The organism is Methanofollis sp. UBA420 (assembly GCF_002498315.1).
In the GTDB taxonomy this organism is placed as follows: Archaea; Halobacteriota; Methanomicrobia; order Methanomicrobiales; family Methanofollaceae; genus Methanofollis.
This window is the reverse complement of the sequence record NZ_DAGX01000002.1, coordinates 143,039-167,770: the sequence shown is the minus strand read 5'-3', so window position 1 is coordinate 167,770 and position 24,732 is coordinate 143,039. Positions and strand designations below refer to the sequence as shown.

Below are 24,732 nucleotides of genomic sequence, written 5' to 3'. Positions count from 1 at the left end.
GGTGTTCTTATAGGGGATCTGATATAGAGAATTTCGGAGACTGAAGATGACGACACTGCAAGAATATCTCAAGGCGGCAGGCTGCGAAGCCGGGCTGCAGGAACTCATCGAACTTATCGCACGGCAGGCGGGCCCGATCAGGGAGGCCTTCATCACCCACCAGTCCTATGCCGGGAGCGAGAACATCTACGGCGAACAGCAGGCGGCGATGGACACCTGGGCCGACGAACAGATCATCGGGGCGGCCCGCGACTCAGGCCTCGTGCGCGAACTCTCCTCAGAGGAGCAGGAGGAGGTGCTCACCTTCGCCGATGCGAAGCAGGACTATGCCATCGTGATGGACCCGATGGACGGGTCGTCCCTGATCCAGACAAATCTCGCGGTCGGCACGATCATCGGGATCTTCGGCAACGGGTCGGTGCGGCAGAAGGGGCGGAACCTGAAGGCCGCACTCTACATGCTGTACGGCCCGATGACGACCCTCACCCTGACAATCGGGAAGGGCGTGCAGATCTTTGCGATGGACCACGAGGGCGTCTACCGTCTCCTCGAAGCCGACGTCAGGATGCCCGAGGGCACCCTGTACGGCACCGGCGGGAAGAGGCCGGAGTGGACGGCGCCGCACACGGCGTTCATCGAGACGATCGAGAAAGAGGGGGCAAAGGTCCGCTACACCGGATCCTATGTGGCCGACTTCCACCAGATCCTCAAGTACGGCGGGATCTACTGCTACCCCGCCCTGAATGACAAGCCAAAGGGTAAACTCCGCCTGATGTACGAGGCCGTCCCGGTCGGCTTCATCGCCGAGCAGGCCGGGGGCGCGATCACCGACGGCACCCGGAACCTCCTTGACGTGGAACCCGACGACCCGCACCAGCGCACCCCGATCTATGTCGGGTCTGCCGGCATGATCAGGAAGGTGAAGGAGATCTTCGGCAGGACGCACGCATGACCACCGTCACGGTGGTGACCGCAGACCTCGGCGGGTTCCCGGCAGGCCTGAAGGCGCACCCTCTCGTCATCGAGAGGGCCGCACAACTGCTCAAAAAAGAGCACGGCGGCCTCATCATCGATTCCTTCGTGACCAGAGTTGGCGGAAGGCTTGCCTGCGTCGTCACCCACCGGGACGACCCGCGGATCGCCGACCTCCTCGCCCGCGTGATGGGGGAGTGCCGCACCCTTGCAGGCAGTCTCGGCCTCACCGGATCGGGAGAGGCGGGGAGGGCGGACCTCCCTGTCGAGACCGGAGACGGCGTCCTCGTCTTCCTCTCCAGCGGGGCGGCTGAAGGGGCCTGGAGCGAGGCGCTCGCCCGCATCTTCGCCGATCCCTACACGACGCCTGCCCTTGTGGACGACCCCCTCCTCCGCCGGGGTTTTACCTTCACCTGCACTGACGGCGGGTTCTATCCCACTCCGTCCGGCATCTACGACCTTCTGGCGCATATCCACGACGGTGCGTCTGTCGTGAAGGTCGAGGGGCCTGAGACGACCGTCGCCGCCGCCTGCACAGGCGCCGACCCGGCCCTCCTCCTCGGCACAGGCAGGGGATGCCCGCCTGTCGCCGGCGTCCTCGCCGCCGTCGCGGACTCAGACTTCATGCCTGTCAGCCTCTGCGACGCCGTCCCGGTCTGCACAAAGGCCGTCTGCCTGGGATTCGGTATCCATGACGGCATGCTCATCGGCCCGGCAGACCTCTTCGACGACCCCGCCTTCACCCCGCGGTGAGGCCTCCGGAAAAAACGGTGCAATGAGGTTTTTCCGGCCGATGGAAAGATTAAATACTTTCCACCACCACATAACCTCAGATGGTCAACAGTATTGTTCTGCCAGTGAAAAAAGTTTTTTCGCTCGTTGATTCAAAAATTAGCGTAGAGATCAAGGACGAAGGCCGGAAGTTGCAGGGAAGACTCGTTGCCGTGGACGAGCACCTGAACCTGCATATGGACGAGACGATCGAGTTCACGGGCGACCAGCGGGGACGCAACCTCGGCACCGTCGTCATCAGGGGGAACAATATTCTTACGATCGCGCCCCTTATCTGATGGACATGCCAGCTGTTGAAGATGAGGCCCTGAGGATCATCCAGTCGAGGCAGGAAGGAGTGCTCCAGAGCGAACTCTGGAAACTCCTCAACATCGACAGCCGGAAATGCTCGCGGGTCGTCAAGAAACTGAGCGATGCCGGCCTCATCGATCGCCTCGAGTACAGAGAGGAGGGGCTCAAGACATACCTGCTGAAGGCACGGCAGCAGGCGGTCGATCCCTCTCTCCTGATGGCAGGAGAAGAGTTGATCCCCTGTGTCGGTTGTGACCTGGACTGCAATGTGGAGCAGTGTTCGGTCCTTCTTGACTGGATGTACGAACTGGCGATCAGCGAAGTTAACGAGTAAACAGTCCTTGCCCGGGACGAACTCCCTTTTTTCGGCTCTGGAGAATCGCTCATGCTCTCACCAAGGCACGAATGCGGCCCGCTGCCGTCCCCATAATCGGAACTGGGGGACAAAGTGTCTTCGAACCCCACATTAGGATTGGGGGTGGGACGGCAATCTCCCCCTTAGCAATCCTCTTCCCCGGTTCTATCCCCATTGCAGGGGTTCGGGATGAAACCTGCGGTGACTCCGTATGGAAAAGGCGATTGATCCGGCTCTCCCATCCCTAATCCTATCCTCATTTTGTGGGGGTCCGGGGGCGTAGTCCCCCGGTGTCTGATAAAGGGATGGCGTTTGTACGGGTGTCACAGGATCTAAATGCCTGTACCGGGGATGAAACCCGCGGTGAGCATGTATGGAGAAGGTAGTGGATCCACGCTTTCACCGGAGGATCAGAGGTATCTCCCACTTTCAACAGAGCAGAAAAATGGAGACCTGATCATCACCGCCGCCGGCGGTACAGGGCCACCACCATCCACCCTGCAAGCACCACCCCGCCGGCGAGCAGGAGGACCTGCGGCAGGGGCCGGTTAAAAATGGTCGAGAACCCGAACAGGGACTTTTCCGGAGGTATGGATCCCGGTGCCTCCGCAACAGGGGGCAGTGTTTCGATCGTCCTGACAGGGGGGAGTGTCGGGGGCTGCGTCGGCTGCGTCGTTATCACTGCGGCAATCGTTTCGAGGGCGTACATGGATACCCTCTGGTCACCCGTGCCCGTCCCCGAGAGGACAAGAGATCCGTCATCCGAGATGACGGCCGCGGTGACCGACGCGGGCTGTGTCTCCTTCCAGAGGAGTTCGCCATCTTTTGAGAGCAGATAGACGGCCTGGTCCTGCGATGCCCCGACGACCCGGCCATCAGATGTGATCCCCACATGATGGACGCGGTTGTCCGTTCTGTATTGCCAGAGCAGCGTCCCATTGCTGCTATAGAGGTGAACCCGGTAATCCAGGGATCCGACTGCGATCAGGGCTCCGTCAGGAGATATGGCGACCGACCTGATCCCCTGTCCTGCATCCTTTTTCCAGATCTTTTTGCCGTTCTTGCCCAGCAGATAGACCTGACCGTCGGCACCCGCGGCGATCAGGCCGCCGTCGGCCGAGATCGCGACGGCATCGACATCGCCTGTCGTATCATACTTCCATAACTCGCCGGCGCCGCGTCTGAGAAGGCGTACGGTGCTGTCGTCGCTTCCTACGGTGATGTATTTGCCATCGGGAGATATTGCCACGCCAAAGGCGAAATATCCCGACTCCCACCTCCAGTCCAGATCCCCCTCGCGGGTAAAGACCCGCACCAGATCCGACCCTTCGACGACATAGGCCCCGTCCTTCGAGACTGCAGAACCATAGACAGGGCACCCGGTTTCATGGCTCCAGAGGAGGGTGCCGTTCCGGTCATAATAATACAGGGCCCCTGGCCTGTTTGTCCCGACCGCAAAGGAGGAACCGTCAGGCGCCAGTGCAAGGGTCAGGATCTCGCTCCCGAAGGAATGCTCCCATACCCTGGTCGCCTCGATCTCTTCGGCACTCGCGACCGCAACGATCTGCAGTGCCAGAACGAAGAGAAGAGCAAATAGTGTCCACTTCGGCATGCACGTCCCCCACCTGTTTCCCCCTTCCCGACAGCAGAGGAAGAAGAGAGTTTGAGAGAGATCACGCCCCTCATATATGAATTTTGCGCTGACGGGAGCGGCAGAGATGTCCGCCGACCGGAGGTCTTATGTGGGGGTATCGCCAGGCCTGAACAATGAGCTCTGGAACAGTTGAGGCAACATCTCATCTGATAGGCGAGCTGATCCTCTGTGCGATCGTCATGACCGCCGCTGTCCTCCTCATCATCTATTGCCCGGAGTTTTCCTTCTCCTTCTCGATCTCAGAGGAACCGTGCATTTTCGAGATCATCGACATCGCCCATGTCGATGACGACTCTCCGTATAGTATGAATTATGACAGCCGCGTCGCTCTCTGGTACAACCCCCGTCCCCCTCCCGAAGATGCCGGCGACGCGGCCATGAAAGAGTTCTGGAAACGTCTTGGCGTCCATATGACCGAGCCCGACAGGACATGCTACTATGTCAAAAACGATCTATATCCCACATTCTTCAAGAACGGCCAGAAGGTCGAGGCCTGCATCCTGACAATGGAGGCGCACGAGTTCATACAGACCCATCACACCGGCACCCAGTATATGACCGGCGAGGGGAGCATGTGGTGCCCGAACGGCAGGATCATCGTCGACTTCGCCAACGGTACCTTCCGTCCCGGCGACGTGGTACGGGTCGAGATCCGCGACACCCGGACAGATGCGCTCATCTCTGCCGATACGTATACTGCATAGCGGCACGGGCCGCGAGGCGTGCGACCCGCAGGGGTTCGGGCACCTTCCCGTCGCGGGTAAAGGCGTCGACGACCCTCCCTGCGTCCGCCGTATCGATCCCCGAGGCCCGCAGATAGACGGTATACCCGGTGCCGAGGAGGAGGGGGACGCGAGGGCCGAGGCGGCGGTACGCCTCCATCCTCTCTGCATCGCCCGGGAAGTGGGCGGCGATGTCCTCCTCCAGACCTGCCGAGTCCTCGTACGTGACCACGACGACGGGGAGGCCGGTCGCCAGACTGACGGCGTCAGGGTCGATGATGTTGTACCATGCGATGACGCAACCGGAGAGGAGGACACAGTTGATATCCTCCCGTTCCAGTCCCTGAAAAAGCGATGTCGCAGCAACGGTTCCGTCCATGCCGCCGACCGTCACCTCGCCAAACCCGAAACCGTCGATCACGCCGTCCCTGCGCATCACGACGCCGGCAAGCGTGGACCTCTCCCGCCCCCGGAAACTCTCGGCGATACCGAGGGCACGCAGCCCCTTCTTCGCCATGTGCATGGAAGCACTTATGACGATGGCTTTTTAAATACTATGGCGATGGAGATCGAGAAGGACCAGGTGTGCATCTTCATTCCCACCCTGAACGAGGCGCCGACCATAGAAGGCCTGGTCAGGGAGTTTCAAGAAAGGGGATATCACCGGATTCTGGTGGCGGACGGGCACAGTACCGACGGCACGCCGGAGATTGCACGGGAAGCCGGGGCAGAGGTCGTTTTCCAGACCGAAAAAGGAAAAGGAAACGCGATCATCGAAGCAGCAGCGATCATCGATCTCCCCTATGTCCTCATGCTCGACGGGGACGGCACGTACCTCCCTGACGACGCCGAGAAGATGCTTTCGCCCCTCTTCTCCGGTTTCGACCACGTGATCGGCGACCGCCTCGCCTACCCGGAGAAAGGTGCCTTGACCCGTCTCAACCTCGTTGGGAACTATATCATCAACTATTTCTTCAAGGTCGCCCATGGTCGCGACCTCCATGACATCCTCTCCGGCTACCGGGCCTTCACCCTCTCCTCCCTGCAGCAGATGAACCTCCAGGAGGCGGGGTTCGAGATCGAGACCGAGATGGCAGTCCAGGCGGTAAAATTCGACCAGCAGGTTGCCGTGGTCCCTGTCCACTACCTGATGCGGCCGGGGACACCGACCAAACTCAATCCCGTCCAGGACGGGTTCAGGATCCTCTCGGCAATCTTCCGTTTCGCCCGCCTCAATAATCCCCTCTTCTATTTCGGGATGATAGGGCTCCTGCTCACCTTTATCGGCGGGGGCATCGGGGTCTATGTCTTCCTCGAATGGCTCAAAAATATCGAGCACCTCCCCATGACCATCCTCACGGTGCTCTTCATCGTCGTCGGCATCGAGATCTTCATGTTCGGCGTGATCAGCGACCTGATCCTTGCCTTCCACCGCGAGGTAATCCGGGAGGTCCAGCGGCTGCAACCGCCTCAGCCGCCGAAGAGGCGGGAGTGATTCCTCCTCTCGTCGGGGGTATCCCCGTTTTTTCAGCCCGGCGGATTGCAGCCCCGATCTCGGGAGAGTGATCTCCCGCGGTCGGTCTCACTGCGATTGTATTTCTCAGGACCACTGCCGCTTTGCTCCGCGAAGACCTGAATCTCCTGTTCTGTCTTCCCCGACCCTATCCTGAGTGGGGGGTCCGGGGGCTTGCCCCCGGTGAGCGGTAGGGGGAAGGCGGTGAATCCACGCTTTCTCGCAGGATCAGGCGGATACTCCAACCCCACAAAAAAATCGTATCAGAGAATTCCCTTCCCCCACAACCCCGCGTACAACAAAACCCGACACGAGTACTCCGCGAGCGAGGTGTAGAGATACGCCTCATCAAGACTCTTTCCCGCCGCGAAGGTGCCGTGGCCGCGGGCGATGACGAGGTGGGCGTCTTTCAGGGCCGCCGCCACATTGTCGGCGAGTTCCTGCGTCCCGGGCGCACCGCCGACGACCGCGATCTCCGGGCAGAGCATCTCGCCCTCGCTGTCCTTCGGGACGATCCTCTCGCAGGCCAGTGACGCCGCCACCGCATGCGCCGGGTGGGCGTGGACGATCGCCAGGTGGGGTGTCAGGTTGTAGACCGCCTGGTGTACCCTGTACTCGCTCGACGCTCCCGGCGGGGCCTCACCCTCGCAGGGCACCATTACCAGGTCGCCGGGATCGTCGAGGTACGATCCCGTCCTCGTGACGAGGAAACCGTCCCCCTCTCTCCTGCTCATGTTCCCGAAATTTCCGCCGACAAGGCCCTCGGTAAAGAGCCTCTTTCCTATACGCACACAATCTTCATCCTGCACTCGTCACACCGTCCTGCAACACAGAACTCTTTCGCATATTCGACGACCCAGCCATGGACACGCCCGTACAGTGCCGCGTCCTCGGGCAGCACCCTCTCGAAGGCGGCCTTGAGCTCGGCATACGATCTCGTGACACCGATGCACCCGCAGATACGCTTCGTGTAGGCATCGACCACGAAGGACGGCCTGGAAAACCCGTAGCAGAGGATGCTGTCCGCCGTCTCCTCGCCGACACCATTGACGACAAGGAGCGCCTCGCGCAAGGCAGGTGTCGGAAGACGGGACAGGCCCTCGACACCCCCCATCTCACAAATCCGGCGGCACAACCTCTTCAGCCGCGCCGTCTTCACCCGGTAAAAACCGGTGCAGCGGACCGCCGCCTCGACCACCGCCTGATCGGCCCGGTCGACCCCCTCGACTGTACAGACCCATGGCGATCCTCTCGAAATAACCGGAAACTCTTTCCCCTCTTTTTTCCCCATACGTCGGCATGGGTAAACCGGTGCTGATCGATTTCTTCTCCGCGTGGTGCGAACCCTGCCGGGAGCAGACTGCCATCGTGCAGGGCCTGGCCGAAAGGCTCGGTGACCGGGTGGAGGTGAGGATGATCGATGTCGCGGAGAGGCGCGACCTGATATCTGCCTACAGGCTGACGACCGTTCCGACGATTGTCATCGAGGCGGGGGGAAAAGTGGTCGGGAGGTTTGAGAAGGTCACCGACGCGGAGACGCTCGAAAGCATTTTATTATCTCTGATCGATGATCATGCAGAAAGAGGGATAGTATGAGCAAACCGGTATTGACTGACTTTTTTGCGACATGGTGCGGGCCGTGCAAGATGCAGACGCCGATCCTTGAAGATCTCAAGGTTAAGATGGGCGATCTGGTCGAGATCAGGACGATCGATGTCGACCAGAACATGGAAGAGGCGATGAAGTACCAGATCCGTGTTGTACCGACCCTTATCATCGAGAAGGACGGCATTGTCCTCCAGAAAATCGAGGGTGTCACCCGCGCCGATGTCCTTGAGGATATCCTCAAGCCCCTGATCGAAGAGTAAGGGATACCTTCACCATTTTTCTTTTCATGGATCAGGACGAACGAGTCCGGGCCCTGTTCGGTTTTCTTGCCGCACGCTATGGCGAGATCGTCTGGTGGGACGCACCCGCGGACGAGGTGGTCATCGGTGCCGTGCTCACCCAGCAGACGCGGTGGGAGAATGTCGAACGCGCCCTTGCCCTTCTCAAGGACGCATGATGATCTTGCCGTAGGCGGGCCTGGTGATCAGGACGCCGATGAGCACGCCAAGGATGGTGATGATGGCAAAGCCGCGGAGAGTCGAGAGGTCCATCAGGGCGAGGGGCAGCATCGCGAAGACGACAGTCCCGGCAGCCACGACGATGATCCCGAGGGCCCGCGAGAGCCTCTTCAGGTAGACGCTCGACGACGGCACCCTGCCCTCGTGGAGCACCTCGTCGGTGATCACGACGAGCTGGTCGATGCCCGTACCCATCACGGCGATGATACCCGCGATCGATGCCAGGTCAAGCTGCTGGACAAACCGTGCGATGCCGAGCAGGATGATGATCTCGGCGAGGTTTGTTGCGACCATGGGGAGCACGATGCTCGGTTCGCGGTACCGGTAGTAGACCACGACACCGACGACGATCAGGGCGGCGATCGCGGCCAGGACGCAGAGCATCTTGTAGTAGTCGCCGAGTGTCGCCGAGACGGATCCCGACCCTGCGACAGTCACGTCCACAGGCAGGGCACCGGCCCGCAGGTGGATCTCAAGGTTCTCTGCGTCCTGCAGGCCCTCGTCGCCGACGCCGGTGGAGGCGCTGAGGCTGCGGATCGGCCCGGCCTTCAGCTGCGAGGCGAGTTCAGCGGACAGGGGCGCCGAGTACACCGTATTGTTGTCCAGGAGCATGACCAGTTCATGGTTCTGCGGGTCGTTCACCGCATTCGAGGAGATGGCGCCCTGTCTGAAGGCGTCCGCACCCTCGGGGCTGAGCGTGAAGCCGACGCCCCACATACCCTGCTGGTCCTTTGTCGGCACGTTGACGCTCGTGATCACGTCGCCGAAGATCACGTGCTCGGTCTGGTTTCCGGTCGTCTGGACGCGGATCTCGAACTTGCCCTGCTGACCGACGATCTCGTTCGCCGTCTTCATGTCGACGCCGGCGAGTTCAACACGCACATAACGGGTGATGCCGTTGAGGCCTGTGAGGATGTTCACCCGTGCGTCTTTGGTGCCGAGACTGTTCACCTTCTCGTCAAGGGTCCGCTTCACGAGTTCGGCGGTGTCCTTGGAGACGCCAGGGTTCACGGTAACGATGGTTGCCCCGGCCTTCGTGAAGACGGGCTCAAGCTGCTCACGCGTGAACGCCTTCCTGACCTCGACCTGGTCCGCCGAGATCGGGATTACCTCGGTGTCCAGTTCCGTGCTCAGGGTGTCGGCAAGCTTGTTGATATCGATGCCCGGTTCGACGGTGACCACTTCGGCCTGGAACTCCATCTGGAGCCAGGAACCCTCCTGGAGGTCGAGGCCGTACTGGAGGTTGGTCGTGAATTTTCCGTCCTCGAAGTGTGGGCCGATGGCGATGATCGAGAGGATGACCATGGCCACCAGGAGGACGATCCTCCAGTCGGTATAGAGTTTTCTGAGCGTATCGCTGTTCATGCGTGCCTCCCGTTCCGTGTTACGTATGCCCTGAGGATGCCAACATTGAGCACCCAGGTGTTCATAAGATCCACAAAGAGGCCGACGAGAAGGACGGCCGAGATCTGGGCGATGACCTCAACGCCGCCGAAGGCCGTGACCGCGAACATCGCCGCGACCGCGGCCATCGTCGTCGTGGTCATGATGATGCCGGTTCTGTAGGCCCCGGCAAACTTGTCCTCCGTCTTCCCCTGCCTCTTGAGGACGCGGGTCGTAAGAAGGATGTCGCTGTCCACCGAGTAACCGATGAGCATCAGCAGGGCCGCTGTCGTCGGGAGGGTGAGAGGAATGCCGATGAGGCTCATGATCGCCGCCGTGATCGCGATGTCCGAGAATGCCGAGATGACAACGGCCATGGACGGGACGAAGTTCCTGAACGCGACGAAGACCACGAACGCCATCCCGATGAAGGAGAAGATCAGGGCGATGAAGGCCTGCTGCTGGAGGGTGCTCCCGAAGGCCTCGCCGATCTGGTCGATCTTTGCGTCAGGATAGCGTTCCAGAACCTTTTCGTTGAGCGCCTGTGCCTGGTCGTCGTCCATGGGGCCGAACCTGACGTACTTGCCGCCATCGAGCCCCTCACCGACATCAGTCAGGGGGAATCCTGCGAAATATTCCTTAATCTCATCAATACTGTCGTCGGTGATGACGGTGACGGCAGTGCCGCCTGCAAAGTCGATGCCGGGAGTTAACGGCATCCCTGTGCTCAGCCAGTTAAAAGTAAGGAGGCCGAGCGCCAGGAGAAGCAGAACGAGTGGTATCACTACCATCTGCTTCGGCGGGTATTTGTTGACATCGTAGGTGACAAACCCCATAAGTATATACTCTGCCGTAGAAGGGATTAATATTTGGATATCCCCCCCTGTATTGCGTCTTTTTGGAGTGGAATAACTTCCCGATCTGTTCATTCGCGGGAGGCTTTTTTTCCTGATACCACGGCCCAAAGAGTCCAGAATAAAATAGCAAGATTAATATGGGGGCCAATACCACACACCACTATGCGGTCGCCGGCCGACATCAAGAAGGAGATCGAGGCCCGCCTGAAGACATACCTTTCACGAGACAATACAGGCATCAGGCATGAAGTTCTTGCCTTTTTCGTCAGGATCAGGTCGACGACAATCCCCGATCTCTATGCGCTGCTCTCCCGGACCTTTACGGTTAGTTACCACTCCATCGCCTCGATGGTGGGGATCATCGCCTCGCGCATCGGGGTCCTGCGTGTGCGGCGTGACCCGGAGAGCACGAACGCCATCTACGAGATCAAGGACGATTATGTCGGCATGGTCACCCGCCTTCTCGACAGCGGATAGGCGGGGGATCACAACAGTTTTACCCTTTCCTGCATTGACGTATAAGGGATGATAAGGACCGGGAAAGAACCCTCTATCCTGAGGATAAAAGTCTCGGAAGAGGTTCTGTCATATGTTCAAAAGCGGGGCTGCGATTTCAGGGTGTGTACGTCCTGCGGAGGCCCGATTTTGCTTCCGATCTCGGTCAAGCCCCAGAAAGCCACGGACGTGGCGGTGAAAGCAGGGCGCCACTGGATCTATATCTCCATGTACCAGGCGCCGTACCTTGACACCATCGATATCGGCCTTGTGCCAGCCTACGACCTGGAGTGAGGATGTCGTTTGAGGAACTTCCCCACCAGGCAGATGTGCGGGTGCGGGTGCGGGCAGAGGACTGCAACGCCCTCTTTGCCGAGGCCGCACGGGCAATGTTCTCCATCATGTACGTCACCTGCGACAAGGGAGAGGTCGAGCGGAGCATCTCGGTCACGTCCGACGACGTCCCGTCCCTGATGATCGACTTTCTCTCTGAACTCCTCTTCGTCTCTGAAGTGGACAGGGTCGTCTTCTCCTCCTTCGACGTCTCCATAACCGGCACGAACCTTACGGCAACGGCCAGGGGAGAACCCTTCTCCCGTGAGAAACACCTGGGCGGTATGGAGATCAAGGGGGTATCCTATTCGGGGCTGAAGATCTTCAGGGACGGGGAAGAGTTTTGTAGCGAGATACTCTTTGATGTGTGAGGTAGTCGGAAATGCTTGAAGGGATCGAGAAGATCAGCGAGGTCGAATGGGAGGTGCCGGTCGGTTATGTCCCGGGTATGCGGGTACCCGGCCGGTTTTTCCTCTCCGAAGATCTCTCGGAGACGCTGGAAGCGGGGGCGGTCCAGCAGCTCGCCAATGTCGCCACGCTCCCGGGTGTCGTCAGATATTCCCTTGCCATGCCCGACATCCACTCGGGTTACGGCTTTCCCATCGGGGGTGTCGCCGCCTTTGAAGAGGATACGGGCGTCGTCTCGCCGGGCGGGGTCGGCTACGATATCAACTGCGGCGTCCGCCTGATCACGACGCCTCTCACCGTCGCCGACATCACAAACCCGCGGGCCCTGATCGAGGAACTCTTCAGGACGGTGCCGACCGGCGTCGGTGCCGAGAGCACGATGCGCCTCTCCGAGGCCGACCTCGACGACCTGATGGCCGATGGGGTGGAGTGGGCGATCAGCCACGGTTTCGGCATGACCGCGGATGTCGAGCACTGCGAGGAGCAGGGGAGGATGAAGCAGGCGAACCCGGCCGCGGTGAGCAAGAAGGCCCGTCAGAGGGGTAGGCCGCAGGCCGGCACTCTCGGCTCGGGCAACCACTTCCTGGAAGTGCAGGCGGTGGACGCGGTCTTCGACCCTGAGGCGGCAAAGGCCTTCGGGCTCAAGGCCGGCCAGATCTGCTGCATGATCCACTGCGGGTCGCGGGGCCTCGGCCACCAGGTCTGCACAGACCACCTGCGTGTCCTCGAATCGGCGACCCGGAAGTACGGGATCGAGATCCCGGATCGGCAACTCGCCTGCGCCCCAGTCCACTCCCCCGAAGGGGAGGCGTACTTCGGGGCGATGGCCGCGGCGGCGAACTATGCCTGGGTGAACAGGCAGGTGATCACCCACCAGGTGCGCACGGTCTTCGCCCGCCTCTTCGGGATCGCCTACGAGGAGATGCCCCTGGTCTACGACGTCGCCCACAATGTCGCCAAGATGGAGGAGCACGCCGCCTACGGGAAGAGGCGGACGCTCTGCGTCCACAGGAAGGGCGCCACCCGCGCCTTCGGCCCCGGTCTCCACGACGTGCCGCAGGTCTACCGTGCGGTCGGTCAGCCGGTGATCATCCCGGGCAGCATGGGCAGTTCCTCTTATGTCCTCCATGGCACGGCGACGGCGATGGAGAGGACCTTCGGGAGCACCTGCCACGGTGCCGGCCGGGTCATGAGCCGCACAAAGGCCAAGCACGCCACGCCTGGCAGGCAGGTCAGGGAACAACTCCTGAAGCAGGGGATCATCGTCAGGGCGACGAGCGACGCCTCGATCGCAGAGGAAGCCCCTGACGCGTACAAGGAGAGCGACAAGGTCGTCGACGTCGTCCGCCGGGCAGGGCTCTCCCTGCCTGTGGTCAGGCTCCACCCGATCGGGGTGATCAAGGGGTGACCGCAAAGGCGGCAATCCTCTGGGACGAACCAGGTACCTTCAACAGGTTCGTCAACGAGTGTTGCGGGGTCAGCTGCGACCCCATCAACCAGCTGCTCGTGGCGTCTCCCTTCTACCGCGGGCGGTACGTCGCCCTCATCGTGCCGACCGGTTTTGCGAACCCCCGGTACTCCCGTCTTCTCCCGGCACTCCGCGCCGCTTCCCCGCGCATCAGGGCCTTCGTCGAGAACGGCGGGCACCTCCTGGTTTTCGGGGCGATGGACGAGAGGCCCGGGGCCTATGACTGGCTCCCCTTCAGGGTGGAGTACAGGCACGAGTTCAAGCAGAGGAAACTCGTCTTCCCCTCCGAGAGCGAGTATGCCGCGATCGTCGAGGACTACGACCCCGAGGCCGTCGAGACAGACGGCGTCTTCTCCGACGCGGACGCGGACGCGATCGCCGCAACACCCGAAGGAGAGGCGGTCGTCCTTGCAAAGCAGATCGGAAAGGGAGTGGTCGTCGTCACCAGCATCCACGAGTACCCCTCTGCCCGGTTTGTCGGTACCTTCTGTACCGCCGAAAGAGAAACCTTATTTTAGAAGAGTGTAATGGAGAGTACAGGTGGAATAATGGACCAGTATATCATTTCCGCTTCATCCACGACAGACGACCTGACGCCGGTGGTGATGGCGGTCCATCTCCTTCTCAACAGGCTGCCGATAACGGCGCGGTCACGGAATGCGCCGGGGCTGCGTGTCGAGGAGGGGGAGGTGATCGACGATCACTATACCGGTCCGCTCCTCGAGGCCGCCATTGCAGAGAACAGACTGAAAAAAGATGTGCCGCCGTCAGGCCCCTATAGAGGGGTGCCTGTCGTCGTCGCACCGGTGCGCGACAGCGCAGGCGAGGCGATCGGTGCGATCGGCGTCGTCGACATCACCGGGATCTTCGACCTCGCGACCCTGATGGAGCACCAGTCCGCGATCCTGCAGCAGGTCTGCGGAAAAGACCCCTGTCCTCTCCCCACAGAAGCGATCCCCGCAAAAAGGTAATAGCCATGAACGATGTTACTGAGAAGGTTCTAAAGATACTCGAATCGGCCGAAGACCCCATCACCGCTGAACAGATCAGCGAGTCCCTCGATATACCCGGTTCGTCGGTCGCACGCCATATCAAGAGCCTGCGCGAGGCAGGACACGACATCGAGTTCTCCCGGGGGTCAGGCTATCTCCTTGTCAGGGGAGGGGGGGCGATCACCTCCGAGGAGATCGAAAAGACGCTCAAAACCGCGGTGATGGGCCGGGAGATCAGGTATTATGAGAGTGTCGGCTCGACGAACTGGGCGGCCCGGAAGCTCTGCACTGAAGGGGACCCTGCCGCCCTCCACGGCACCTTGGTCGTCGCCGAAGAGCAGACCGGCGGCTTCGGGCGGATGGGCCGCGCCTGGGTCTCGCCGAAGGGCGGCATCTGGGCGAGCCTCATCCTGAAGCCGACGATGCCGGTCCACTCCCTCTTCCTAATCACGATGGCCGCGTCCCTTGCGATCGCCCGGGCGATCAGGCGGAAGTACGACCTCGGGGCCCTGATCAAGTGGCCGAACGACGTATATATCGGCGACAAAAAGGTTGCCGGGCTCCTCGTCGAACTCTCGACCGAGGGGGAGAACGTCAACTACTGTCTCCTCGGCCTCGGCATCGACGCCAACGTGGACATCAGCGACCTCCCGCCCGACCTCCAGAAGACGGTCACGTCTGTCATGGCCGAACTCGGGCACGAGGTGGACCGGGCGTCCCTGCTCACGACCGTCCTGAAGGAGTTCGAGAGCAGGTACCAGATCCTGGAGAGCGGCGAGTACGACCCGATCATCAGGGAATGGAAGAGCCTTTCCCGCACCCTGGACAACCGCGTCTCGATCAGGACGATGCGAAAGACCTTCGAGGGCGTCGCCATCGACATCGACCAGCACGGCGCCCTGATCATCAGGCGGGACAACGGGCGGATCGAGAAGGTCGTTGCAGGCGACTGCATGCACCTCTGAGGGCGGACCATGTACGGCAGTGAAGAGCGTTCCCGCATTATCGCAGAGTCCGCCGGCTTTGTCGCCCTGATCGCGGCGGGCTCCTGGGTCTCGATTCCCTTCGTCCCCGTGCCCCTCACCCTCCAGACCTTCTTCGTCCTCCTCGCGGGGGTGGTCATGAAGAGGTGGGCGGTGGTGCCCGCGGCCCTGTACCTCCTCCTCGGTCTCCTCGGCCTGCCCGTCTTCCACAACGGCACGGCGGGCATCGGCGTCCTGATGGGGCCGACAGGGGGTTTCATCGTCGGGTTCATCGCCGCGGCCCTTATCGCGGGCCTGGCGTACGAGAAAGAGGCCGAGATGGTCAGGATCGCCGGCCTTGCCGCCGCCTCGATCGCGATCTACCTCTTCGGGGTCTCGTGGCTTGCATATTCGACCAGCATGGGACTTGTGGCCGCAACTCTCGTCGGGATGGTGCCCTTCCTCCCGGGCGACGCCGTCAAGGCGGCGGCCGCGTATATCGTCGGACGACGTCTGGCATGATCGAGATCGACGGCCTCGTCCACGGCATCCTCGCCATCCCCTCCCTCAGGATCGACGAGGGGCACACCGCCCTCATCGGCCCGAACGGGAGCGGCAAATCAACTTTTCTCTCTCTCCTTTCCGGCATCGTTCTTCCTCTCCAGGGCAGGATCGCCATCGACGGCCGACCGCCGCGTCTGGTCGACGTCGGGTGGGTCCCCGAGTTCCCCGACCAGAGTATCCTCTTCACCCGCGTCGACGACGAGATCGCGAGTCCCTCCCGTTTCGCCGGTTTCCCCTGTGGCGAGGTGGAGAGACGGGTGGACGCGGCCGCCCGCCTGGTCGGGATCGAGGCCCTCCTCCCCCGCACGGTCAGGGAACTCTCCGGGGGCGAACGGGCCCTGGTGGCCCTCGCGACCGCTCTCTCGACAGACCCCGAGGTGCTCGTCCTCGACGAGTTCGACTCCCACCTCGACGGCGAGACGGCCGGGGTCGTCGAGGAGGCGCTGGCAAAGTGCCGGTGCCGGTACTCCGTCCGCTGCACCCAGGACATGGCCGCCGCCGCACGGGCCGACACGGTGCTGTACCTGGAGAAGGGGCGGGTCGGCGAGACCGGCACGCCCGCCGCCGTCTTCGCCGCCCGCGAAGAGACCTGCTTCTATCCCCCCCTCTGGAGGATCATGCATGGACGTCAGGCTTGACTCTGTCCTCTTCAGGCGCGGCGCCTTCACCCTCTCCTGCTCCGGCGTCTTCGGGGAGGGCGTCCACCTTGTCAGCGGCAGGGTGGGGAGCGGGAAGACGACCCTCGCCCTCCTCCTCGCGGGCCTGATACGGCCGTCGGCAGGGACGGTCACCAGAGAGGGCATCGAGTCCCTCACCCTCTCCTTCCAGAACCCCGAATACCACGTCACCGAGGCGACGGTCGAGGCCGAGGTCCTCTCCTACGGCGCGGACCCGGCAGAGGTCACGGCCCTCTGCGGCCTCGAAGACCGCCTCGGGGACGACCCCTTCGCCCTCTCCCGCGGCGAACTCAAACGCCTCCACCTCGCCTGCATCCTCTCCGGGAAGCACGACCTCCTGGTCCTGGACGAACCCTTCAGTTCTCTCGACTGCGTCCAGAAGGGCCGCCTGTGCAGGGAGTTGAACGAGAGAAAAGGGGGCGTCACCGTCATCTTCACCCACGAGAGGCAGGTGCTCCCGCGGGCCGACTATCTCTGGGAGGTCGAGGAGGGGCATGCCGTCTGTCTCGGCAGGGTGCCTGACGCCATCCCGGCATGGCGGCACGCCCCGCCGTACCTCAGGCACGCCCTCGACGCCGGCGTCGTGCCGGAGAACATCAGGTTCAGGGACGCGGTGGAGGCGCTATGCAGGACGCACGACTGAGACTCTTCTGCATCCTCGCCCTTTCCATCGCGGCCTTCCACTCGGTGCACGGCGCGGCCCTCGTCTTTCTCTGGTGGGCGGCATTCAGCAGGAGGCGTGCCTCCCTCCCGCCGCGGACCGCCGGGGCCGTCGTCCTCCTCACCCTCGGCATCACCGCGGTCGCGACCGAGGTCACGGCAGGTGGCGGCCTCGCTTACTTCTTCCGCCTGGCTGCGGTCTTTTTCATCGCGTTCTGGGCGTACCGCGAACGCGTCCCCGGCGAACTCCTCGGCGCCGGCGCCTCCCTCTTCGGGAAAAAGTGGGGCTTCGACATCGGCCTTGCCGGCGAGATGGGGATGGAGGCGCTCGCCTCCCTGGAGGGTGACATCACACGGATGAGAATGGCCCTGCAACTGAAAGGGAAGGGCCGCGGCACCGGTGCCGTCGTCCCCCTCGGCCTCGGCCTCCTTCATGCACAGATGCAGAGGTCGACAGACCGCGCCTCCCTCCTTGCCGTGCGCGGCTACACCGGCGGGGGCTCGGTCTGCCCGGTATTCACCCGGACGAGAGCAGACAAATGCGCCGCTGCTCTTGCCGGAATTATCGTAATTCTCTCGTATGTACCTCTTGGAGATGTATTTATATGATCAGATTGAAAAATTGAGAGGCTTGAGGATATTTAAGAGCCCCGAGGTATTCAGATGAGTGCTGCCAGTTCTAAAAGGGTATATATCACCGATACGACGCTCAGGGATGCCCATCAGTCGCTCATCGCCACCCGCATGAGAACGGAGGACATGATCCCTCTGGCTCGGAAGATGGATGATGTGGGCTTTTTCTCCCTGGAAGCATGGGGGGGTGCGACCTTCGACAGCTGCATCCGCTTTCTCAACGACGATCCCTGGGACCGCCTGAGAGACCTGAAGGCCGAACTGACAAAGACGCCGATCCAGATGCTGCTGCGGGGGCAGAACCTGGTGGGCTACCGCCACTATCCCGACGATGTCGTGGAGCGTTTTGTCGATGCCGCCTATAAGAACGGCGTCGACATCTTCCGCGTCTTCGACGCCTTAAACGATATAAGAAACATGGACAAGGCCTTCACCAGCGTGAAGGCGGCAGGCGCCCACCTGCAGGGGACAATTTCCTACACGACAAGCCCGGTGCACACCACGGCCACCTTCATCGATATGGCCGAGGAGATGGCGGCGCGTGACTGCGACTCCATCTGCATCAAGGACATGGCCGGTCTGATCATGCCCGAGGCCGCCCGCGAACTCATCGCGGGGATCAAGGAGAGGGTCGATATCCCGGTCTGCCTGCACTCCCACTCGACGAGCGGGATCGCCCCGATGAGTTACCAGGCGGCGATCGAGGCGGGCGTCGACATCCTGGACACGGCGATGTCGCCCTTCGCCCTTGGCACCTCGCAGCCCCCGACGGAGAGCGTGGTCGCCTCCCTCAAGGGCACGGCCCGCGACACCGGCATCGACCTGCACGCCCTCCGTGCGGTGCGGGACCTCTGCGTCGGCCTCAGGGAGAAGTACGGCGGCCTCCTCGACCCGATCTCCGAGAGGGTCGACAGCGACGTCCTGATCTACCAGCTCCCCGGCGGGATGATCTCGAACCTGGTCTCCCAGTTGAAGGAGCAGGACGCCCTCAACCGCATGGAGGAGGTGCTGACCGAACTCCCGAAGGTGCGGGCCGACCTCGGCTATCCTCCCCTCGTCACCCCGACCTCCCAGATCGTGGGGACGCAGGCGGTCCTGAACGTCCTGATGGGCAAGGAAAGGTACTCCAACGTCACGAAGGAGGTCAAGGACTATGTCCGCGGCCTGTACGGCCGGTCGCCGGCGCCGATCTCCCCCGAGATCAGGGCGCTGATCATCGGCGACGAAGAGGTGATCACGGTGCGGCCCGCCGACCTTCTCGAACCCGCCTACGAGAAGATGCGGGAGCAGGCGGTGAAGGAGGGCCTCGTCCGCAAAGAGGAGGACGTCCTCACCTACATCATGTACCCGGCGATCGCCCCGTCCTTCCTGAAGGGCGAGAGAAAGCCCGAGGCGATCCCGCAGAAGGCGCAGGCGGCGGCGAGCACCGCCGATATCCCGAGCTTCATGGAGGTCGAGGTCGACGGCGAGATCTTCTCCGTCCGGATCCTCTCTGTCGAGGGGAGTACGGTCGAGTCGGCCGCACCCTCTGCCGGCAAGGAGATCCCGCGGGGCGAGATCGCCGGCGGCATCAAGTCCAACATGCAGGGCATGGTCCTTGAGGTCCGGGTCTCGGCCGGCGCCGAGGTGCAGAAGGGCGACGTCCTCCTGGTCCTCGAAGCGATGAAGATGGAGAACCCGATCTATGCCCCTGCCGACGGCAAGGTCAGTGAGATCTTTGTGGATGCGGGAGACGTCGTCCAGAACGGGGACGTCCTGATGGTGGTCGAATAAACTCCCCTCTGTGTGGTCCTATGAGATATTTTGAGAAGGTGCTCATCGCAAACAGGGGCGAGATCGCCATCAGGGTGATGCGGGCCTGCCGCGAACTCGGGATCGAGACGGTCGCGATCTACTCGGCCCCCGACAAGAACGCCCTCCATGTGAAGTATGCGGACGAGGCCTTCTTTGTCGGCGAGGCCCCGCCGCAGAAGAGTTACCTGAACATGGAGAGGATCGCCGAGATCGCGAAGATGTCGGGCGCCGAGGCGGTCCACCCTGGCTACGGGTTCCTGGCGGAAAACGCGAAGTTTGCAAAACTCGTCGAGGACGAGGGCCTCACCTACATCGGCCCGTCCTGGAAGACCATCGAGATGATGGGCTCGAAGATCGAGAGCAAGCAGACGATGCAGGCGGCGGGCGTGCCCGTCCTGCCCGGCACGCCTGGCGGGATCAAGAGCATCGACGAGGCGGCGAAGGTCGCGGAGGAGATCGGCTACCCGGTGATCGTGAAGGCGAGCGCGGGCGGCGGCGGCATCGGGATGCATGTCGTCAACTCCCCGGCAGAGCTGGAGGAGGCGATCGAGGGGAGCATGCGGATCGCGGCGTCGGCCTTCGGCGACCCGACGGTCTTCATCGAGAAGTATCTCACGAAGCCCCGCCATATCGAGTTCCAGGTGCTCGCGGACAGGTACGGGAAGACCCTCCACCTGTACGACCGCGAGTGCTCGATCCAGCGCCGTCACCAGAAACTGGTGGAGGAGGCGCCCTGCCCGATCATGACGGACGAGCTGCGGGAGAGGATGTCGGCCTCGGCGGTGACCGTCGCAAAGACCTCGGGCTACAAGAACGCGGGCACGGTCGAGTTCCTGTACTCTGACGGGGACTACTACTTCATGGAGATGAACACCCGTCTCCAGGTGGAGCACACGATCACCGAGATGATCACGGGCATCGACATCGTGAAGCAGCAGATCGCGGTCGCCGCGGGGCAGGACCTCTCCTTCGATCAGGAGGACGTCTCGATCCGGGGGCACGCGATCGAGTGCCGGATCAATGCCGAGGACCCGCTGAACAACTTCCAGGCCGACCCTGGCAAGATCGTCCGGTACCGCTCGCCGGGCGGCCCGGGCATCAGGGTGGACTCAGGGATCCACATGGGCTACACGATCCCGCCGAACTACGACTCCATGATCTCGAAGCTCTGCGCCCACGGCCAGACGAGGATGGAGGCAATCGAGAGGATGCGCCGGGCGATCTACGAGTACGTCATCCTGGGCGTGAAGACGACGCTGCCCCTCCACCACGCGATCATGCACAATCGGGAGTTCGCGCTCGGCAACACGCACACCCACTTCCTCCAGGAGGAGCACATCGCCCAGAGTCTCCGGCGGTACCTGCGCGAGGAGGAGACACGCATGCAGACCCTCGCCGACTCCCTCCGCCAGGGGAAGGAGACGGCGGCGATCTCCGCCGCGGTCAACGTCTACATCAACCAGATGAGGCGCTGAACCCCCCTCCCCACAATAACCTTTATTAATCCATCCGTCCTTGTTATAATGCACTTAGGTGCAAACACTCGTGCTGCGGTGGCCTAGTTGGTTAGGGCGCCAGACTCATAGGGTTTTGAGCATCACGGAGCGCCCAGATCTGAGATATCTGGAGGTCGGGGGTTCGGATCCCCCTCGCAGCACTCTTTTGAAGTCAATTCTGGATCTTTTTATCGTGCAAGAGTATCCTGTCACTCTTACGGGTGCTCCTCGTGCAACCGACTCATATTTTCACGGTGAACAACAATTCTCTGGCAAGATCCCCAGTCACTATCGCCGCGGCGTTCCTCCCCACTGGAATATAGGGATATGCTAGATGAATCGTCGGTCTTCCTCCCCTACGGCCCGGATGCCACTCTGATCTCAGAGTTCTCGGGCTCTTAAGAGGATATGCGATCTATCTTCAGGACCTCAGCCATTAGAGGACGATGTCATCAATTGCTTGTTTTAGGTGAATCAAGCACGCAAGAGATTACACCAGAACTAATACATAAAAAACCACAAAATTTTCATCATACACGTTAAACCTTAGGATTAAGATAAAATCGACATCTATATTATTTTATACACATATTAGTAGACTAGCAGTCATGGAACAAACAAATAAGCCAAAGATTCTTAGTTTAGATGAGGCAATAGGCAAAATAAAATCAGTATGTGATTATGGTAAAGTAAATAACAAAAATTATCCTTTTTTCTTCTTGGTTGGTGCTGGCATCTCATCCCCAGCAATTCCTACATCACTAGAAATAGAAGAGCATTGCAAGGAGAAAGCAGAAGAAGATCATTTATTGAAAACACCAATTCCAAAAGATCCGATGGAGAGATATTCTCACTTATTTGAATGTGCTTATCCCGATAATTACGCTCGTCAACAATATTTATCAAACATAATTGATAATGCGGTGATTACTCATGCCAATCTTCGATTGGCCCACATATTATCACAATACAAGGAAATCAATATAGCAAATGTTGTAATTACCCCTAATTTTGATAATCTCTTATCCCGAGCATTAACACTTTTCGGATGTCCTCATGTAATATGTGACCATCCAGGTACAGCTGAAAGAATAGACCCGGAGAATGATAGATTAATTCAAGTTGTTCAGGTCCATGGGAGTCATTATTTCTATGATTGTTGTAATCTCGCCTGTGAGATCTATGAAAGAGGTACTTCGAAGCCAGATCAATATTCATCAATGAGATTATTGCTGGAGGAATTACTATCTCGACGATCTCCTATAGTGATAGGATATAGTGGTTGGGAAAATGATGTAATAATGAAATCCATAGAGCATCGCTGTAAATCAACATTGAAACATAATATATACTGGTTCTGCCATAAGCGATCTGATTTGGAGACTTTACCAGATTGGTTAAAAAAACACCAAAACGTATTTTTTGTCCTAACTCCTGAAAGTAAGGTTCTGCCTCTTGAAAACAAGGTTTTGACGTTCGAAGATCTTGTGTCAAAAGATAGACTTAACATACCGAATAAAATAAACCGGATGACATTACGATCTCGGTTAGAATTAGCGTCATATTATCAGCATATAAATAAATCTGAGTCAGGATTAGTAGACTACCAAGAATCTCCCGAAAGAAAAAAGCAATGTGAAAAAGAGAGCAAACTTCCAGCAAAAGAAGTATTAGACACGATCATCAGGATTTTTGAGATTAAAAACCCGATTTTGACCACAGATCCACTTGGTTTTTATGTCAACCAACTTGGAATCTCTCTTCCAACAAAAGAGGGAGAACTTGATGATGACATCTATTCATTGCAAACCATAATAGATAGAATAGAAATAGCAAAAAGGTGGCTGAACAACACAATTGAAGAAACTGAAAATACATTAGAGGATATTCGTAATTTTGTAAGGGCCTCAAATTATAAAGAAGCAATTAAAAAGGCATTAGAACTTAATAAAACCAATTTAGAGGCAAAACAACAAAAAGAATTACTGAAAATCATTACTACAGCAGAGAAAGAAATAAATCAACATGAGCCTGAAAAAATCCAGGCATTGAACTTAGAATTGGATCTATACAAACACTTATCTGAAATAAATCCATCTGATTTGCTTTATGATGGCAAGATAATAGAAACGTACGATTCATTAGGATCTTATTTTGTGTTACAAAAACAGTATGAAAACGCCATTAGAATCTATGACACAATTTTAGAACGATGCAACAGCAACAGATCCGGCATGGTTAACATTGACAGAAAGATCGCCGACACACTGTGTTTAAAGGGCGTCGCTTTTTTCTATCTTAACCAGCCAGAAGAGGCAATAGCGACCTATGATAAGGTCTTAGAACGTTTCGGAGATGCAAAAGAGCCGAATATCCAGAAAGTGGTGGTAAGGACTCTCTTTAATAAGGGCTCCACACTTGACAAACTCAACCGGTTAGAGGAAGCGATAGCAGTCTGCGACATGATCGTAGAACACTTCGGAGAAGTCGAAGAACCGGAGATGAAGGTAAAAGTAGCACGGGCCCTCCATTGTAAGGGCTTCACACTTGACAAACTCAACCGGTTAGAGGAAGCGATAGTAGTCTACGACACGATCGTAGAACGCTTCGGAGAAGTCGAAGAACCGGAGATGAAGGTACGAGTGGCACAGGTTCTCTATAATAAGGGCTTTACACTTGACGAACACAACCGGTCAGAGGAAGCGATAGTAGTCTACGACACGATCGTAGAACGCTTCGGAGAGGCAAAAGAGTCAGAGATCCTGGGAGTGGTGGCACGGGCTCTCTTAGTTAAGGCCTTTACACTTATCAAACTCAACCGGTTAGAGGAAGCGATAGCAATCTGCGACACGATTGTAGAACGCTTCGGAGAAGCTGAAGAACCGGAGATGAAGGTACAGGTAGCACAGGCCCTCGTGAATAAGACTTTCATACTTAGCAAATTCAACCGGTTAGAGGAAGCGATAGCACTCTGCGACACGATTGTAGAACGCTTCGGAGAAGCCGAAGAACCGGAGATGAAGGTACAGGTAGCACAGGCCCTCGTGAATAAGGCCATCATACTTAGCAAATTCAACCGGTTAGAGGAAGCGATAGCACTCTGCGACACGATTGTAGAACGCTTCAGAGAAGCCGAAGAATCGGAGGTAAATGTGGCAGGGGCCCTTGAGATTAAGGGTCTCGCCCTCAATGCCCTTGGCCGAGCAGAGGAAGCGATAGCAGTCTACAACACGATCGTAGCACGCTTCGGAGAAACCGAAAAACCAGAAATCCTAAACATTGTGGTCAGAGCGCGAGAAAATTCGCTCAAAAAGGATAATCCCAAGAATAGATGAATTATTCTACAAACCACCCGATAAACCCCAGCACCTTTCAGAGTAACTGCAGGGTGCAGCATCTCCGTTTTCGACTCGACATCAACCAGGAGAACTTTTCGGCAGCACCTCTAGCCCACCTGCACTGGACACCATAACCCCCCTAGTCAACGCGTTTCCCTGAAACGCAATCAACGATGCTCTCAGGATCAGAGCCTTCAATCTTTAGGTCTTCGGGACAAAGGTGAACAAACACGATCCTATACCGCAC

Annotated in this window: 29 protein-coding genes and 1 tRNA gene; 24 read left to right on the top strand and 6 right to left on the bottom strand. The window is 59.1% G+C overall.

Going from position 1 to position 24,732, the window contains the following annotated elements; all coding sequences use genetic code 11:
- The first annotated feature begins 46 nt into the window (after positions 1-46).
- From BP869_RS00845 to BP869_RS00830, 4 genes are all read left to right on the top strand, one after another.
- Positions 47-952, top strand: coding sequence for a class 1 fructose-bisphosphatase (locus BP869_RS00845; RefSeq protein WP_342676018.1), 906 nt, complete (start codon positions 47-49; stop codon positions 950-952).
- Positions 949-1,725 (top strand): fructose 1,6-bisphosphatase, encoded by a 777-nt coding sequence (locus tag BP869_RS00840; protein WP_342676016.1) that lies wholly within the window; start codon positions 949-951, stop codon positions 1,723-1,725. The genes BP869_RS00845 and BP869_RS00840 overlap by 4 nt, the downstream gene beginning before the upstream one ends.
- An 80-nt stretch (positions 1,726-1,805) precedes the next feature.
- Positions 1,806-2,042, top strand: a complete 237-nt coding sequence (locus tag BP869_RS00835) for an LSM domain-containing protein (protein WP_067050941.1) — start codon at positions 1,806-1,808, stop codon at positions 2,040-2,042.
- Positions 2,043-2,047: 5 nt separating this feature from the next.
- Complete coding sequence (locus BP869_RS00830) at positions 2,048-2,389, top strand: winged helix DNA-binding protein (RefSeq protein ID WP_342677367.1); 342 nt, start codon at positions 2,048-2,050, stop codon at positions 2,387-2,389.
- Positions 2,390-2,870: 481 nt separating this feature from the next.
- On the opposite strand, the gene BP869_RS00825 is transcribed toward BP869_RS00830, so the two are convergent.
- On the bottom strand, positions 2,871-4,022 hold the full coding sequence (locus tag BP869_RS00825) for a WD40 repeat domain-containing protein (RefSeq protein WP_342676014.1): 1,152 nt from the start codon (positions 4,020-4,022) through the stop codon (positions 2,871-2,873).
- Between the two features lie 155 nt (positions 4,023-4,177).
- On the opposite strand from BP869_RS00825, the gene BP869_RS00820 reads away from it, so the two are divergent.
- Positions 4,178-4,768, top strand: coding sequence for a hypothetical protein (locus tag BP869_RS00820; protein WP_342676013.1), 591 nt, complete (start codon positions 4,178-4,180; stop codon positions 4,766-4,768).
- On the opposite strand, the gene BP869_RS00815 is transcribed toward BP869_RS00820, so the two are convergent.
- On the bottom strand, positions 4,740-5,309 hold the full coding sequence (locus tag BP869_RS00815; RefSeq protein WP_342676012.1) for a DUF99 family protein: 570 nt from the start codon (positions 5,307-5,309) through the stop codon (positions 4,740-4,742). The genes BP869_RS00820 and BP869_RS00815 overlap by 29 nt on opposite strands.
- A gap of 39 nt (positions 5,310-5,348) precedes the next feature.
- Here BP869_RS00815 and aglJ point away from each other — a divergent pair, with 39 nt between their 5' ends.
- Complete coding sequence (gene aglJ, locus BP869_RS00810; RefSeq protein ID WP_342677365.1) at positions 5,349-6,281, top strand: S-layer glycoprotein N-glycosyltransferase AglJ; 933 nt, start codon at positions 5,349-5,351, stop codon at positions 6,279-6,281.
- A 281-nt stretch (positions 6,282-6,562) separates the two neighbouring features.
- Here the strand turns inward: aglJ and BP869_RS00805 are convergent, their stop codons facing one another.
- Together BP869_RS00805 and BP869_RS00800 are read right to left on the bottom strand one after the other, a co-directional pair.
- Positions 6,563-7,108 carry an aldolase gene (locus BP869_RS00805; protein ID WP_342676010.1) on the bottom strand — a complete coding sequence of 182 codons (546 nt, stop codon included), beginning with the start codon at positions 7,106-7,108 and terminating at the stop codon, positions 6,563-6,565.
- Positions 7,081-7,590 (bottom strand): Fe-S cluster assembly protein HesB, encoded by a 510-nt coding sequence (locus tag BP869_RS00800; protein ID WP_342676008.1) that lies wholly within the window; start codon positions 7,588-7,590, stop codon positions 7,081-7,083. Before BP869_RS00800 ends, BP869_RS00805 begins: the two co-directional genes overlap by 28 nt.
- Before the next feature lie 8 nt (positions 7,591-7,598).
- Between BP869_RS00800 and BP869_RS00795 the strand changes: the two genes are divergently transcribed.
- The 3 genes from BP869_RS00795 to BP869_RS00785 are packed head-to-tail and all read left to right on the top strand — an operon-like array spanning position 7,599 to position 8,364.
- Entirely contained in the window at positions 7,599-7,895 is a 297-nt protein-coding gene (locus BP869_RS00795; protein WP_342676006.1) for a thioredoxin family protein, read from the top strand.
- Positions 7,892-8,167 (top strand): thioredoxin family protein, encoded by a 276-nt coding sequence (locus BP869_RS00790; protein WP_342676004.1) that lies wholly within the window; start codon positions 7,892-7,894, stop codon positions 8,165-8,167. Before BP869_RS00795 ends, BP869_RS00790 begins: the two co-directional genes overlap by 4 nt.
- A 26-nt stretch (positions 8,168-8,193) precedes the next feature.
- Positions 8,194-8,364 carry a hypothetical protein gene (locus BP869_RS00785; protein ID WP_342676002.1) on the top strand — a complete coding sequence of 57 codons (171 nt, stop codon included), beginning with the start codon at positions 8,194-8,196 and terminating at the stop codon, positions 8,362-8,364.
- Here BP869_RS00785 and BP869_RS00780 read toward each other — a convergent pair.
- Together BP869_RS00780 and BP869_RS00775 are read right to left on the bottom strand one after the other, a co-directional pair.
- Positions 8,351-9,790: a preprotein translocase subunit SecD gene (locus tag BP869_RS00780; RefSeq protein WP_342676000.1), complete on the bottom strand. Its 1,440-nt coding sequence runs from the start codon at positions 9,788-9,790 to the stop codon at positions 8,351-8,353. The two genes, BP869_RS00785 and BP869_RS00780, sit on opposite strands and share 14 nt — an antisense overlap.
- Positions 9,787-10,644, bottom strand: coding sequence for a protein translocase subunit SecF (locus BP869_RS00775; RefSeq protein WP_342675997.1), 858 nt, complete (start codon positions 10,642-10,644; stop codon positions 9,787-9,789). The genes BP869_RS00780 and BP869_RS00775 overlap by 4 nt, the downstream gene beginning before the upstream one ends.
- 183 nt (positions 10,645-10,827) lie before the next feature.
- On the opposite strand from BP869_RS00775, the gene BP869_RS00770 reads away from it, so the two are divergent.
- The 15 genes from BP869_RS00770 (at position 10,828) to BP869_RS00700 (ending at position 24,482) form a co-directional block, all read left to right on the top strand.
- Positions 10,828-11,142, top strand: coding sequence for a DUF2551 domain-containing protein (locus tag BP869_RS00770; protein ID WP_300166309.1), 315 nt, complete (start codon positions 10,828-10,830; stop codon positions 11,140-11,142).
- A 168-nt stretch (positions 11,143-11,310) separates the two neighbouring features.
- Positions 11,311-11,454, top strand: a complete 144-nt coding sequence (locus tag BP869_RS00765) for a hypothetical protein (protein WP_342675994.1) — start codon at positions 11,311-11,313, stop codon at positions 11,452-11,454.
- A gap of 2 nt (positions 11,455-11,456) precedes the next feature.
- Entirely contained in the window at positions 11,457-11,864 is a 408-nt protein-coding gene (locus BP869_RS00760; protein WP_342675992.1) for an archease, read from the top strand.
- 11 nt (positions 11,865-11,875) lie between these two features.
- Positions 11,876-13,309, top strand: a complete 1,434-nt coding sequence (locus BP869_RS00755) for an RtcB family protein (RefSeq protein WP_342675990.1) — start codon at positions 11,876-11,878, stop codon at positions 13,307-13,309.
- Positions 13,306-13,887, top strand: a complete 582-nt coding sequence (locus BP869_RS00750) for a hypothetical protein (protein WP_342675988.1) — start codon at positions 13,306-13,308, stop codon at positions 13,885-13,887. Before BP869_RS00755 ends, BP869_RS00750 begins: the two co-directional genes overlap by 4 nt.
- Before the next feature lie 30 nt (positions 13,888-13,917).
- Complete coding sequence (locus BP869_RS00745) at positions 13,918-14,340, top strand: DUF2111 domain-containing protein (protein ID WP_342675986.1); 423 nt, start codon at positions 13,918-13,920, stop codon at positions 14,338-14,340.
- Positions 14,341-14,345: 5 nt separating this feature from the next.
- Entirely contained in the window at positions 14,346-15,326 is a 981-nt protein-coding gene (locus BP869_RS00740; RefSeq protein WP_342675984.1) for a biotin--[acetyl-CoA-carboxylase] ligase, read from the top strand.
- A 9-nt stretch (positions 15,327-15,335) separates the two neighbouring features.
- The gene (locus BP869_RS00735) at positions 15,336-15,845 is read left to right on the top strand and encodes a biotin transporter BioY (protein ID WP_342675982.1); all 510 of its coding nucleotides are present in this window, start codon (positions 15,336-15,338) and stop codon (positions 15,843-15,845) included.
- Positions 15,842-16,525, top strand: coding sequence for an energy-coupling factor ABC transporter ATP-binding protein (locus tag BP869_RS00730; protein WP_342675980.1), 684 nt, complete (start codon positions 15,842-15,844; stop codon positions 16,523-16,525). Before BP869_RS00735 ends, BP869_RS00730 begins: the two co-directional genes overlap by 4 nt.
- The gene (locus tag BP869_RS00725) at positions 16,509-17,207 is read left to right on the top strand and encodes an energy-coupling factor ABC transporter ATP-binding protein (protein ID WP_342675978.1); all 699 of its coding nucleotides are present in this window, start codon (positions 16,509-16,511) and stop codon (positions 17,205-17,207) included. The genes BP869_RS00730 and BP869_RS00725 overlap by 17 nt, the downstream gene beginning before the upstream one ends.
- The gene (locus tag BP869_RS00720) at positions 17,189-17,833 is read left to right on the top strand and encodes a hypothetical protein (protein ID WP_342675976.1); all 645 of its coding nucleotides are present in this window, start codon (positions 17,189-17,191) and stop codon (positions 17,831-17,833) included. The genes BP869_RS00725 and BP869_RS00720 overlap by 19 nt, the downstream gene beginning before the upstream one ends.
- Before the next feature lie 54 nt (positions 17,834-17,887).
- Positions 17,888-19,630, top strand: a complete 1,743-nt coding sequence (gene oadA, locus BP869_RS00715) for a sodium-extruding oxaloacetate decarboxylase subunit alpha (protein WP_342675974.1) — start codon at positions 17,888-17,890, stop codon at positions 19,628-19,630.
- 20 nt (positions 19,631-19,650) lie between these two features.
- Positions 19,651-21,126, top strand: a complete 1,476-nt coding sequence (locus BP869_RS00710) for an acetyl-CoA carboxylase biotin carboxylase subunit (RefSeq protein WP_342675972.1) — start codon at positions 19,651-19,653, stop codon at positions 21,124-21,126.
- Between the two features lie 72 nt (positions 21,127-21,198).
- Positions 21,199-21,308, top strand: a tRNA-Met gene (locus tag BP869_RS00705).
- A gap of 447 nt (positions 21,309-21,755) precedes the next feature.
- Positions 21,756-24,482 carry a tetratricopeptide repeat protein gene (locus tag BP869_RS00700; protein WP_342675971.1) on the top strand — a complete coding sequence of 909 codons (2,727 nt, stop codon included), beginning with the start codon at positions 21,756-21,758 and terminating at the stop codon, positions 24,480-24,482.
- Positions 24,483-24,732: the final 250 nt, after the last annotated feature.

Bases quoted from the DNA above. Each gene is read 5' to 3' on its own strand.
- BP869_RS00820 (WP_342676013.1), top strand. From the start codon at position 4,178: ATGAGCTCTGGAACAGTTGAGGCAACATCTCATCTGATAGGCGAGCTG.
- BP869_RS00795 (WP_342676006.1), top strand. From the start codon at position 7,599: ATGGGTAAACCGGTGCTGATCGATTTCTTCTCCGCGTGGTGCGAACCC.
- BP869_RS00745 (WP_342675986.1), top strand. From the start codon at position 13,918: ATGGACCAGTATATCATTTCCGCTTCATCCACGACAGACGACCTGACG.
- BP869_RS00730 (WP_342675980.1), top strand. From the start codon at position 15,842: ATGATCGAGATCGACGGCCTCGTCCACGGCATCCTCGCCATCCCCTCC.
- BP869_RS00845 (WP_342676018.1), top strand. From the start codon at position 47: ATGACGACACTGCAAGAATATCTCAAGGCGGCAGGCTGCGAAGCCGGG.
- BP869_RS00735 (WP_342675982.1), top strand. From the start codon at position 15,336: ATGTACGGCAGTGAAGAGCGTTCCCGCATTATCGCAGAGTCCGCCGGC.
- BP869_RS00835 (WP_067050941.1), top strand. From the start codon at position 1,806: ATGGTCAACAGTATTGTTCTGCCAGTGAAAAAAGTTTTTTCGCTCGTT.
- BP869_RS00710 (WP_342675972.1), top strand. From the start codon at position 19,651: ATGAGATATTTTGAGAAGGTGCTCATCGCAAACAGGGGCGAGATCGCC.
- BP869_RS00700 (WP_342675971.1), top strand. From the start codon at position 21,756: ATGGAACAAACAAATAAGCCAAAGATTCTTAGTTTAGATGAGGCAATA.
- BP869_RS00840 (WP_342676016.1), top strand. From the start codon at position 949: ATGACCACCGTCACGGTGGTGACCGCAGACCTCGGCGGGTTCCCGGCA.
- BP869_RS00725 (WP_342675978.1), top strand. From the start codon at position 16,509: ATGGACGTCAGGCTTGACTCTGTCCTCTTCAGGCGCGGCGCCTTCACC.
- BP869_RS00815 (WP_342676012.1), bottom strand. From the start codon at position 5,309: ATGCACATGGCGAAGAAGGGGCTGCGTGCCCTCGGTATCGCCGAGAGT.
- BP869_RS00790 (WP_342676004.1), top strand. From the start codon at position 7,892: ATGAGCAAACCGGTATTGACTGACTTTTTTGCGACATGGTGCGGGCCG.
- BP869_RS00770 (WP_300166309.1), top strand. From the start codon at position 10,828: ATGCGGTCGCCGGCCGACATCAAGAAGGAGATCGAGGCCCGCCTGAAG.
- BP869_RS00780 (WP_342676000.1), bottom strand. From the start codon at position 9,790: ATGAACAGCGATACGCTCAGAAAACTCTATACCGACTGGAGGATCGTC.
- BP869_RS00740 (WP_342675984.1), top strand. From the start codon at position 14,346: ATGAACGATGTTACTGAGAAGGTTCTAAAGATACTCGAATCGGCCGAA.
- BP869_RS00800 (WP_342676008.1), bottom strand. From the start codon at position 7,590: ATGGGGAAAAAAGAGGGGAAAGAGTTTCCGGTTATTTCGAGAGGATCG.
- BP869_RS00830 (WP_342677367.1), top strand. From the start codon at position 2,048: ATGCCAGCTGTTGAAGATGAGGCCCTGAGGATCATCCAGTCGAGGCAG.
- oadA (WP_342675974.1), top strand. From the start codon at position 17,888: ATGAGTGCTGCCAGTTCTAAAAGGGTATATATCACCGATACGACGCTC.
- BP869_RS00785 (WP_342676002.1), top strand. From the start codon at position 8,194: ATGGATCAGGACGAACGAGTCCGGGCCCTGTTCGGTTTTCTTGCCGCA.
- BP869_RS00760 (WP_342675992.1), top strand. From the start codon at position 11,457: ATGTCGTTTGAGGAACTTCCCCACCAGGCAGATGTGCGGGTGCGGGTG.
- BP869_RS00755 (WP_342675990.1), top strand. From the start codon at position 11,876: ATGCTTGAAGGGATCGAGAAGATCAGCGAGGTCGAATGGGAGGTGCCG.
- BP869_RS00720 (WP_342675976.1), top strand. From the start codon at position 17,189: ATGCAGGACGCACGACTGAGACTCTTCTGCATCCTCGCCCTTTCCATC.
- BP869_RS00775 (WP_342675997.1), bottom strand. From the start codon at position 10,644: ATGGGGTTTGTCACCTACGATGTCAACAAATACCCGCCGAAGCAGATG.
- aglJ (WP_342677365.1), top strand. From the start codon at position 5,349: ATGGAGATCGAGAAGGACCAGGTGTGCATCTTCATTCCCACCCTGAAC.
- BP869_RS00825 (WP_342676014.1), bottom strand. From the start codon at position 4,022: ATGCCGAAGTGGACACTATTTGCTCTTCTCTTCGTTCTGGCACTGCAG.